The organism is Solitalea longa, from assembly GCF_002920915.1.
GTDB lineage: Bacteria > Bacteroidota > Bacteroidia > Sphingobacteriales > Sphingobacteriaceae > Solitalea > Solitalea longa.
The window spans coordinates 63,389-75,776 of sequence record NZ_PQVF01000017.1; the positions used below are offsets into that span (position 1 = coordinate 63,389).

At 40.3% G+C, this 12,388-nt stretch carries 8 protein-coding genes; 2 read left to right on the plus strand and 6 right to left on the minus strand.

Annotation, left to right across the window (positions count from 1 at the left end; all coding sequences use genetic code 11):
* Positions 1–97: 97 nt before the first annotated feature.
* Positions 98–3,226, plus strand: coding sequence for a cytochrome c biogenesis protein (gene ccsA, locus C3K47_RS18215; protein WP_103790596.1), 3,129 nt, complete (start codon positions 98–100; stop codon positions 3,224–3,226).
* Between the two features lie 496 nt (positions 3,227–3,722).
* On the opposite strand, the gene C3K47_RS18220 is transcribed toward ccsA, so the two are convergent.
* The 6 genes from C3K47_RS18220 to C3K47_RS18245 form a co-directional block, all read right to left on the minus strand.
* Positions 3,723–4,826 carry a Gfo/Idh/MocA family protein gene (locus C3K47_RS18220; RefSeq protein WP_103790597.1) on the minus strand — a complete coding sequence of 368 codons (1,104 nt, stop codon included), beginning with the start codon at positions 4,824–4,826 and terminating at the stop codon, positions 3,723–3,725.
* Positions 4,827–4,892: 66 nt separating this feature from the next.
* Complete coding sequence (locus C3K47_RS18225; protein ID WP_103790598.1) at positions 4,893–6,128, minus strand: nucleoside permease; 1,236 nt, start codon at positions 6,126–6,128, stop codon at positions 4,893–4,895.
* Between the two features lie 51 nt (positions 6,129–6,179).
* On the minus strand, positions 6,180–7,232 hold the full coding sequence (locus tag C3K47_RS18230; RefSeq protein WP_103790599.1) for a sugar phosphate isomerase/epimerase family protein: 1,053 nt from the start codon (positions 7,230–7,232) through the stop codon (positions 6,180–6,182).
* Between the two features lie 12 nt (positions 7,233–7,244).
* Entirely contained in the window at positions 7,245–8,411 is a 1,167-nt protein-coding gene (locus tag C3K47_RS18235; protein WP_103790600.1) for a Gfo/Idh/MocA family protein, read from the minus strand.
* 639 nt (positions 8,412–9,050) lie between these two features.
* Complete coding sequence (locus C3K47_RS18240) at positions 9,051–9,563, minus strand: hypothetical protein (protein WP_133159415.1); 513 nt, start codon at positions 9,561–9,563, stop codon at positions 9,051–9,053.
* Positions 9,564–9,892: 329 nt separating this feature from the next.
* A complete protein-coding gene (locus C3K47_RS18245; RefSeq protein WP_103790602.1) occupies positions 9,893–10,225 on the minus strand; it encodes a hypothetical protein in 333 nt (110 codons plus the stop codon).
* Between the two features lie 537 nt (positions 10,226–10,762).
* On the opposite strand from C3K47_RS18245, the gene C3K47_RS18255 reads away from it, so the two are divergent.
* Positions 10,763–11,455 (plus strand): ROK family protein, encoded by a 693-nt coding sequence (locus C3K47_RS18255; RefSeq protein ID WP_103790604.1) that lies wholly within the window; start codon positions 10,763–10,765, stop codon positions 11,453–11,455.
* Positions 11,456–12,388: the final 933 nt, after the last annotated feature.

The window sequence follows — 12,388 nt, forward strand, 5'->3', positions numbered from 1 at the left end:
CTCGGCAATTTAAAAAACATTCAAAAATGGGAATACCTTATGTTAATCTTCAGACCTGGCATGAAAAACAAGTTTATTAGCATTTTACTATAAGAACATGAGGTATATTAACTTCTTACTTTCCACGAGGGTCACGCTTGTATTATTGATTTCCTTTGCGGCTGCAATGGCGGCTGCTACATTTATAGAAAATGACTATGGCACTCCTGTAGCACGAGCCCTGGTATACGAGGCCTGGTGGTTTGAAATGATCATGGTATGGCTGGCGATTAATTTCGTGGCCCATATAGGCCATTACAAACTTTTTCATAAAAACCGATGGCCTATTGGCATGTTCCACCTAGCTTTCGTTTTTATCATTTTAGGGGCAGGTGTTACCCGGTACTTTGGCAGGGAAGGCACTATTCATATCCGTGAAGGGAAGGCTGAAAGTATTTTTTATACCCACAACCGCTACCTCCAATTAAAACAACTGTCAGTTACTTCCAGTAAACGTTTCGAAAAACCTATAACGCTGATCAGCCATAACTTCAAGCCCCAAAGTACAACGATCCTATTCAATGAACCTTTATTCAAAGTCATTTTTCAGGAATACATTACAGGGGGAAAAGAGCAGATCATAAAAGGAAATCAAACCTATTTTGATTTGGCAGTGGCACTAGGTAACGGAAGAGAAGATCACCTGATTAGGCGAGGTGACTCCTTGCTGATGGGTAATATATCCCTGGGAACACTAAAAGAATCTAGCAATCCAATAAAAGTATTTAAGATTGATAATGCTTGGATGATCCGCTCGGATATACATATGCAAATCATGGAAATGTCCACGCAGAAAATCAGCGTTTTACATGCCCGAGAAATCAAACCTTTACAGTTACGATCATTATACCAATGGGAAGGTGGAGCCTTTATGGTAAAGGCCATCCACAGCAATTCAGCCTTAGTCTATCGGTCCGAGCCAGATAAAAAACTGGCCAAAAACCTACCGGATTGGGTCAAACTCAAGATCACAGATCTGCAAGACAATTTGATAACCGAGCGGTATATTAAATTAGTGAGTTTTGCACCTACCTGGTATCCATTCACTTATAAAAACCAAGCTTATACTGTTACATATGGTCCTCGGGCAGAAATGTTGCCTTTCAGCCTTTACCTGAAAAAATTTGATCTGGAGCGATATCCGGGCAGTCAGAGCCCTGCCAGTTATGCGAGTGAACTAACCGTAAAAGACGCAGAAAAGGAATTTCCATACCGTGTTTTTATGAACAATGTGCTTGATCATAAGGGTTACCGCTTCTACCAATCGTCATTTGATACTGATGAAAAAGGAACTGTTTTGTCTGTAAACCAGGACCGGCCCGGTTCTAATCTCACCTACCTGGGTTATTTCCTAATGGGTCTGGGCATGTTCCTGACACTTTTTACCAAGGGAAGCCGATTCCAGTTGCTTAATAAGAAGTTAGGATCCATTCGAAAAAAGGAGCTAGCAATCCCAGCAACCGCCGCTATGCTGATACTTTGTTTGACGGCCCGTGCAGAAACGCCAACGGTATCTACTATTGTGCCCAATGATAAAGCTGCCGTGTATGGAAAACTGGTTATTCAGGATTTGGACGGCCGAATGAAGCCGCTCAATACCCTCGCCAACGAAATAGTACGCAAACTTAATGGCAGATCATCCATCTGGATCCCTACCAAATCAGGGCAGGTTGAACTATCAGCAGAACAATTTCTACTGGCTGTACAAATGGACCCGATTACCTTCAGCCAATTGCCTATCATAAAAATTGATCGGGAAAAGTCGCAGCGGGTGTTTGCCGCCTTGGGGATCCAACCCACTGATAGAATAAGTTTCAAGGATTTTATCAATAAGGACGGTGATTATTTACTTCACGACCTGGTAGATGAAGCCAACCGTTTGAAACCTTCGGAGCGGAATGAAGCTCACAAAGAGCTGTTGAAGACAGATGAACGATTCAATATCTTTTATGCCCTGCTTACCGGGGATTTTCTCAGGATCTTTCCAAACAAGAATGACCCTAACAATACCTGGTTTACCAGTCAGCAATCACAGCAAGGTTTTGATGAAGAAGACGCTCGTTTTGTAGCCAATATAACTCCACTATACCTTGACGGGCTAAAGCAAGGTGTACAGAAAGGTGATTGGAAGCAAGCCGATGAGGCATTAAAATACATAGACCTTTATCAGCAACAAGCCGGTAAAAAAGTGTACCCTGAAGGAAATCTCCTCGAGGCAGAATTAATTTATAACAAATTGAACCTAGGCAATAGACTGTTTACACCATTCTGGCTATTGGGTATTTTCATGCTGGTTTCAGGCATTACCTTGTTGTTTAGAGAAACAAAGCTTGTTCAATGGGTATGGAATGTGGGTAAAGTAATGAGCTGGCTGGGGTTTGCCATTTTCACTGCGCATCTAGGCCTGCGCTGGTTCATTGCCCAGCGCCCACCCTGGACAGATGGGTTTGAAATGTTGGTTTTCGTGGCTTGGGGCATTTTATTTTTCGGTCTGCTGTTTTCCGGTAAATCAAAGTTTACCATTCCTTTAAGCCTGCTGTTTTCAGGAACATTGCTATTTGTAGGCTTCCTGGATTGGCTGAATCCTGAGATCACCAACCTGATGCCCGTTTTGCATTCGTATTGGCTAAAAATTCATGTGGCCATCATTGTAAGTTCGTATGCGCCACTTGCCCTGGCCGCTATTCTCGCCTTGCTAAATTTACTGTTCATCACTTTTAAGCCTGCTTCACCGAACGCCAATTGGTGGATCAACATGAAAGAATTAACCATTGTAAACGAACTTGCGACCACTATTGGTTTGTTTTTACTAGCTATCGGCACCTTCTTAGGTGGCGTATGGGCCAATGAAAGCTGGGGGCGATACTGGGCATGGGATCCCAAAGAGACCTGGGCGTTGATATCTGTTATGGTGTATGCTTTTGTTTTACACCTGCGACTGATCCCCACCTTCAACAACAGCTTAGTTTATAATCTGACCAATCTTTGGGCATTTTCATCAATTATTATGACCTCATTCGGGGTTAATTATTACCTCTCGGGTTTACATTCTTATGCAGCGGGAGACCCTGTACCTATCCCCCATTGGGTATATTGGGCAACTGGCATTTTACTCTTAATTTCGGTTCTGTCAATTTTGAAATATCGAAAATTAAACGATCAGGAAAAGAGCGCTTTGGTTGTTTAAATTATGAATTCAATCGTTTTGTGTTTTGGAAAAAATGATAACAATAAAAGCAATGCTTTGAGTGAAGGGTAAAACTTTCAGTTTCCGGGTCAGCAGACTTTTCCAGGGCTTATTTAATGGGACTATGGCTAAGAAAAATTTGTGCGAGGGGTAGACAAAGCGGCAGGCCATGTGTTGGGCTGAGGGAGGTCCCGGTTCAACCGGGATGCCTTGTTTTTTTGGATACTTTTTGTGTCAAGACAAAAAGTATTCAGCCATCGGCCAGTCTTTCCCGATCCATCGGGAGCTATGAGTCGACTATCAGATGATAACATTAAGCCCTTTAATACAAGCCAGTGACAACCTTCCTACCTCTATAAAACCTTTTCCTACTCTGTTACGGCTCAGCCGGCAAATCAACCCTTATTTCAATACCATCGTTTTCATAAAAAGCGTGCAAAAGCCTGCCATTTGTGTGGTAATTTTCATAATGAATATTGATCAAATCAACTGAAGGTTATTTAAGTTTTACCGTCATTCCTGTTTTTGCGCTTTTTCTTGCAGCATCCAATATTTCCACCACCATCATATTGTTTTCAAGTGAAGAGAGATCGTAGGAGGGCAAAATTATTTCATTTCTGATTACGGCAGCAAAAAGTGAGAACGGGTCGTTATAGGGAGCAGTGCGCTCATCTAATTTATAGGTACTTTCTTTAAACCAATCATACCCCTGGGCAATTCGCATTCTTACGTTATTTCTATTATCGGCAAACAACACTCCTGTTGTACCGTACACTTCCATGTCTTTTCTGCCAATGGGCCAATTCCATGAAGCCTGAATCGTCGTTTTAGAATGTTCATAAGTAAGTATAATGGTTGCTTCATCGTCGACATGTGGATTGTTTTCCGGTTGAAATTGCTGGGTAACGGCCGTCACCGTAAGCGGTTTCTTACCATTTTGCATCCAGGTACTGATATTGGCACCATAGCAACCGAAATCAGTAATAGCCCCGCCACCATTTTGTACTGGATCCGTAAGCCAAACTAAAAACTCTTCATTGACACCTATTTTTTTAGGGCCTCTGTGACCATCTCTTACAATAATTTGGCTCAAATTACCAATGCTGTCTTTCTTCAGCAATTCATAGGTTCTATGCAATGATGGGTACCAGCTTGTTTCATAATTGGTAAGCAAGTGAATGTTGTTTTTTTTTGCTAATGCTTCCATTTTCTTAGCATGTTCCATGGAAACGGCTAACGGTTTTTCAACCATTACATGTATTCCCAGAGGCGCACACTTTTCAACAACTTTTAAATGTTCGTAAATAGAACCAAATGCAGCTACGGCTTCGGGTTTTGCTTTGGCTATCATTTCATCCAGTGAATAATAAACAATATCCATACTGAATCCATGTTCAGCTGCATAACGCTGGGCCAATTTTTTATCGGTTTCTACAATACCAACAATTTGAAGATCGCCATGATTAGGCCGGCCCAATATGCCATGCACGTGAGTATGAGTAAGGCCAACAATACCGATACGGAGTGCTTTTTTATCCTGTGCAAACAGTGTGGTTGTTATTATAGTAGATAATACAAATAGAGAGAATAGTTTTTTCATTGAATTATTAATGTATTTTTTGAACTAAATTATTTATTGAATTCTACTGGTTAAACAAAATTGGTTTTAGTGGCCAGAGGTTTCTATCGTTAATTCAGAGCTTACTTTTTCTATATGCTTATCACGGAAAAGCAACACAAACAACACGAATATAACACCCGAAATTGCCGCTGGAATGATCCAGATTATTTGCCAGTTATGGCCATCTGCCATTTTAAAAGCATCCACAATGGGTCCTGATACAAGGGAACCGATAAGCATACCCACTCCATAAGTGGCCAGTGTTATTAATCCCTGAGCAGCGCTTTTAGATTTTTCTCCGGCAAGGTTATCGGTATAAATTTGGCCCGTAACAAAGAAAAAATCATAACATATACCATGTAAAACAATGCCCGTAATCAGCATCCAGTAATTGGCATCCGCATTCCCATACGCAAAAAACAGGTAACGTAACGCCCAGGCCAGCATGCCGATTGCCAGCATTTTTTTTACGCCCAATCGTATAAAAAATATGGGGATTAAAAGCATGAACAACGTTTCCGAAACCTGTCCCAACGATTGAATGCCTGCTGCAGATTTCATTCCTGTTTCATTTAAGAAAAGATTAGTGAAGTTATAATAAAAGGCCAGTGGAATACAGATGGCAACCGAAGAGATAAAGAACAATAAATAAGAGCGATTTTTTAATAAACGGAGAGCATCCAGTCCAAGAACATCTGAGATAGAAGTCTTTTCAGCTTTGCGCATTGGAGGCGTGGCAGGAAGCGTAAAACTGAATATACCCAATAAGGCAGAAGCTCCTGCCGCAGTTTTAAAGGTAAAAACCAATAGGCTATTTTGTTCCCAGTTCAACCATCCGATGGTTAAACCAGCTAAGATCCATCCAATGGTTCCTAATACACGAATTGAGGGGAACTCCTTGCCCGGATCCTTCATTTGCTTGAAAGAGATGGAATTTATTAATGCCAGGGTTGGCATAAACAGGATCATATAAACCAGAATGGCCGAAAAAAACACGTTAAAGTTCACAGCAGTTGATGCCAGCCACAATAACAGGGCTCCTGCAAGATGTAAAACGCCCAATATTTTTTGAGCAGAAAAAAACCGATCAGCAATTAAACCAATAATAAACGGAGCGATGATGGCACCAATAGATTGTGAAAGGTATGCTAAGCCAATTTGAGTTCCAGACGCCGCCAGGTTTTTCCCTAAAAAAGTTCCCAGTGTTACAAACCATGCTCCCCAGATAAAGAACTCCAGGAACATCATTACTGATAATTTAATACGATTGGTTAAAGTCATGTTTTTATATTTTTATGTAATAGTGCAGGTTAATATGGCATTAATGGCTAATTAATTTAAGCCGAGCACTGTCAGGTTAGTAGTTTCATTGCCCGTTGCCGCAAAATCATCAAATTGCCTATCGGTTACAGGGATAATATGGTTTTTAATAAAAGCGGCGCCTTCTTTTGCTCCAACTTGAGGATGTTTTAAGGCGCATTCCCATTCCATTACTGCCCATCCCCTAAAATTATATTGAGCCAGTTTGCTAAATATGGCTTTAAAATTCACCTGGCCATCGCCTAATGACCGGAAACGACCCGCACGGTTTGCCCAATTTTGGTATCCGCCATAAACACCCTGCTTCCCCGTCGGATTAAATTCGGCATCCTTTACATGAAACATTTTTATACGTTCGTGGTAGTGATCTATATAAGCCAGGTAGTCAAGACATTGTAAAACGAAATGAGAAGGATCATACAACAAACAAGCCCGGCTATGCTGATTAACATTGTCCAGGAACATTTCGTAGGTAATTCCGTCGTGTAAATCTTCTCCGGGATGAATTTCATAACACAAATCAACCCCATTTTCGTCGCACACATTTAATATCGGCAGCCAGCGGGCGGCCAGTTCTTTAAAGCCTGTTTCAACTATACCGGCTGGGCGCTGCGGCCAGGGATACACCATAGGCCACAACAAAGCTCCACTAAAAGTAGCAAGCGCATTTAATCCTAAATTATGCGACGCTTTGGCGGCATATTTTAATTGTTGTATTGCCCATTCAGTTCTGGCCTTGGGATGATTACGGTATTCAACAGGTGCGAAACTATCAAACAACTGGTCATATACAGGGTTTACAGCCACCAGTTGGCCCTGCAAATGCGTTGACAGCTCTGTAATACTCAGTCCATTTTCGCTTACCACACCTCTGATTTCATCAGCATAGTTTTTGCTTTCGGCTGCATTTTTAAGATCAATGAAACGACTGTCGGTAGTAGGGATTTGTATGCCTTCAAAGCCAAGGCTTTTGGCCCACTTACAAATAGCGTCCAAACTATTAAAGGGGTGTTGATCTCCTATGAATTGCGCCAGAAAAACTCCTGGCCCTTTTATTGTTTGCATCGTTTAAATAGGTTAAAGAATAAAATCGGTCCATTTTTCGGTGGATTTACTGCTTTTAACAACGGTGTCGATGAATGCCATACCACGTACACCATCCGCTGCGGTAGGAAAATCCAATGCTTCATCGGAAGGGCTAGTGCCGTTTAAGCGGGCCAATACGGTTAAAGCAAAGTTTCTGTACAAATTGCCGAATGCTTCCAAATACCCCTCTGGATGTCCTCCAGGTGTGCGGCAATTATGAATAGCATAGCTCGATAGCATATGCTTATAGCCGGTTCCTGCGCGGAAAATTTGCGTAGGCTGGTCAAGCCATTTCACCAACAGCGTATTGGGCTCTTGTTGCGCCCACTCCAAACCACCCTTTTCGCCATACACACGAATTTTTAAAGCATTTTCTTCTCCTGCGGCTATTTGTGAAGCCATGAGCAGGCCATTGGCCCCGTTGTCAAATTTCAATAATACATTGCCATCATCATCAAGAGCTCTGCCGCTTACTACTATATTAAGATCAGCACAAAGCTTGCTGATTTTTAATCCTGAAATATACTCGGCCAACTGTGCAGCATGAGTGCCAATATCGCCCATGCATCCGCTTATTCCTGACTGTTCAGGGTTCGTTCTCCAGCTGGCCTGCTGATTGCCCTCCTGTTCTAAAAAGGAGCTTAACCATCCTTGAGGGTATTCTACACACACTTTACGAACTTTACCGAACTGGTTATCTTTTACCATTTGCCTGGCTTGTTTTACCATCGGATAAGCACTATAAGTATGCGTTAGCATGAGCAGTAAGTTGGTTTCTTCTGCTTTTTTCTTTAGCTGTAAGGCCTCCTCCAAACTAAAAGCCATCGGCTTATCGAGCACCACGTGAAACCCTTTTTCTAAAGCAAGCATGGCAGGTGCGAAATGCAAATGGTTAGGAGTAACAATGGCAACAAAATCCATTCGAACATCCAGGGGGAGCTCGCTTTCTTTTTGAATCATTTCTTCAAAGCTCAAATAAATTCTTTCTTCCGGAAGAAATAAGGAGCGCCCGCTTTCCAAAGCTCTATCTGCATTTGAAGAAAATGCTCCACAAACCAACTCTGTCAACCCGTCCAAATTGGCTGCCATACGATGAATTGCACCTATAAAGGCGTTCTTCCCTCCACCAATCATGCCCATTCTCAGTTTTCGTTTCATATTGATTGTTATGAAAATAAGTAACCGCAAAATCGTTTAATCCTCACGACAGTGTTTTTAATCATTAAACAAAGTTGAATATATAATTAAATTTTGCCAGTGTAATAAATACACAAATATAATTTGTGCAATAAATTAGCAACTGCATCGAGGAGGATTGCTTCCAAGGAGTACGTTTTCGAAAACTTTTACAAGACCACCTTTTTTAGCAAGACGGTCTTGTTGCTTATTTCTCTTATCCCGGTCTGAAGACCTTTGTTTCATTTGCAGTTGGAAGAGACGCTGCGCTTAACTCTTCCAACAACGAACGCCGAACACTTAAGATAACTAGCAACTAGGGCAAACAACTACCGCCCAACATTTACGACAACCTGAGGTGTAAGTTGAAGACTTAAAAGAACGAGGGGTTTTGATTTTAAAAGGAAGCCTTCATTTTTAGTTTCAATGGCAAATGTATTCCTAAGATAATTACCATCTTATCTAAAAACAGCAAAACCATCCTTGTTTTAAAGGTGGTTTTGTTTGTTTCTATTATTCTTTATCGCGGTCTGAAGACGATAATGCTCCGGCTCATCCACTATTCCTGCTACTACAGGATTATTGTGACGGTATTCTAATTTTTGATCCTTAAACTAATGCCTACTTCTTGTCACGGAATTTTTCAATTACTTCGTCTGTTGGCAAACCAAGATATCGAATAGCATTATATGCAACTAAATAGTCCTTATGATTACGATAGCTGTGATGAAGGTCTGTTATTCTTTTGTCCTTGAAACTTGGCAAATAATAGAGAACATCGATAAGCTCAAATTCATTAGTTATTCTTGGCATCGTTTCAAGAACTATTTCAATCATTTTGGGGTCTTGACATATTTGAAAAATTGAATAAGCAATGGTCACTTTCATTGCGCCTTTACTCTTCTCAAGCAAATTATATAATGCAGGAAGTGCGTCTTTTGATTTTATGTATCCAAGACCGACTATTGGCCAGTTGTCTCGAAGGCTTAAAACTTTAATAAGCTCAATTTCTGCTATTTTTAATTCTTCCCTCGCCAAGTTGTCAATCAGATATAGAGGAACTCCATCCTTTCTTTGTGCCCAAGTATTTGCTTCTAAAAACTCTTTTCTGAATAGGTCGAGATTGTTTTTCATTGCCATATTTTATAATTGGTGCTAACGTTTAAGCTTGACTTTCGGCGCGAGAACACCAAGCTCAATGGTCAGTGTGATGCAAGATATAATTCGGTTCAATTTCAAGTTACTCGTCATCCTTACTGACGGCAAGCCTGTAACATGAATAGTTATTGTTTAATTTTGATGGAATTAAAGAACTTTTGTTTCAAAGCTTGGCATTCATTGTTGTCTCCATTAAGGAACCAGCATTGAACATTGTAAATAGTTCCTTTATAACCAATTACCCGACCATTTACAATCATTGATTGTCCTGTGGAAGAGTGCTTAGATTTAATACTAAATTCTTTTCATTGCACACCGGAGTTTTTAAAGTCTTTTTTATAGATAAGTTGAGGTTCTTTAGCTGCATTCAAAGTTCCTTGAATAACGCCTTCATATACTTGTGTAAGTTCTTGCTGATTATTCAAATCGTGTTTGCTTGAAATGTTTTTGGCGACTACAGCAAAAAGACATTCCTCACTTTTATAAGAATAAATCTGTTTGCCATCAACATTCTTCATTTCCACTTTTTCAGGAAACTCGACGGTCAATTTTGAATCAATATTGATTTCAACCCACTTATTTCCTGGGGTAAATGCGAAAAGAAATATAATTATAAAAACAAAAGCTATTTTTTTCATTCCTTTATTGATCTAAGTCCTGTTTTAACAAGTAAAAAAACTAATCCACTCAAAATGAGCTGCCATATCAAATACCCAATTGATCGACTCAATTCATAAGTCGAGCTTTTGTCCATGATAAAAAAAGAAAAAAGTCCATTAAGAGTATGTATAGCTAAAGCTCCTCCAGCTACAATCAATACGATTCCCCAAATTTTTTTCATAAAGTAGTGTATTTTTTATAATTGCAATAAACGTTGAAGTTTGCCGAAGACGCCAGGTAATTCATGCGTCTTTCTCCACTGTAGTATAAATATACTGATTGGTTTATAATTTGGATCCCAGTAGCCATCCAAATTGAGAAAAAAACAGCATAAGAAACTGTCTGGTAATAATTAAAAATAAATAACTCTCCTGAAAATATTAGTTAAATTCATAATCTGTTCCATTGTGACAACCCGACTCAAAATTCACTTGTTGCGAGCTTAAGCAACAATGCTTGCGACAAAGAGTGGGTGAGAATAAATAAAAGAATGGATTTGATTTAAAATTTTAAGTATGAATATTTTATCCATAGATATTGGCGGTTCAAATATAAAAGCAACAATATTAGACGCTGATGGCGTTCCCATTTCAGAGTATGGAAGAATGCCTACACCGGATCCTGCCAATCCGGAAAACGTTTTGGAGCTGATAAGAGAACTTGTTCAACCTTTAGGAGAGTATGATAAGATATCGGTCGGCTTCCCCGGTTATGTAAAAAACGGCGTAATAAAAACCGCCCCGAACCTGGGTACTGAAGACTGGGAGGATTATGATCTGCAGTCGGCTATTGCAGCAATGTTGGACAAACCTACCAAAGTAGTGAATGATGCAGATCTGCAGGGCATTGGTATGGTAAGTGGCCAGGGGCTTGAAATGATGATCACATTAGGTACAGGTTTTGGCACCGCATTACTGCTTGACGGTAAATTACTTCCGCATTTTGAAATTTCACATCATCCCATAAAAACAGATAAAGACTATGATGATTATGTGGGTGAGAAAGCTTATCAGCGAAGAGGCAAGGACCACTGGAATTACCGAATGAAAAAAGTATTGGCTGTATTGAAAACGGTTTTTAATTATGACCGCTTATACATAAGTGGCGGTAATGCGAAAAACTTAGCTATTGAACTCGATGATAATATAATCATTGTAAATAATCGTGAAGGAATTAAAGGTGGCGCCAGGTTATGGGCACATGAGTGAGAGCCGATCTAAGACCTCTGTTTTATTTGCAGCAATCCAAAGTCTCACTTATGCTAAGACTTCGGACAATTTGTGAATAGTACCATTCAAAACACCTTAAATTTATCATCACACTAATCCACTTCCTCAGAACTTCTACGTTTAAAACCTTTCTGCAATTTTTCGCCTCCATCCCGGTTGAACCGCGAGCTGGACCGAATATTCACGATCCCGGTTCAACCGGGATCCAATTCGCCTTCATGCCTTACAGCAAAGCCTGAATTAGCCAAGGTTCCTTACGTGAATATTGAATGGTTTTGAGCTCTGAAAGTTGTGGCAAATTAGGTTGGGTTTTACAAATTAAGAAAATTTGCAGGCTTCGGTTTTATTTATTCCAGGAAGTGATGCTATCGCTTAACACTTTGGGTAAAATGGTATTGTTCCAGTTTTTGCCTTTTGATCTAATCAATTTCAATACAAACCCTCCTTCCGTACCCTTTCAGCAATTTTTCGCCTCCACGGTCGGCGGGACCGAATATTCCCGACGGAACTGCGTCCAATTCGCCTTCAAACCTTACCGCACCGGCCTGAATTGGCCAAGGTTCCTTACGTGAATATTGAATGATTTAGGGCTATTCCTCCCATGTTGTTCGCCTAATATCATACCAGGGCTTCCACTCAACAGCGAATGAGAAGGGTGAGAAGTACAAACTATCTACTCTTAAGTCGGATCATACTAGACGCATACTAGACGTATACTAGACGTATACTAGACGTATACTAGACGTATACTAGACGTATACTAGACGCATATACCCTATAATACGACCTTTGACCCGTCCTGAAATAACTATACAGATTAGTGAATAAATCCTGGATTAACTATACACTGGATGTTGTTAATCCTAATTAACCTATACAGGCTGTTTTTCGAAGTTACTTTTTTTAGTGTTA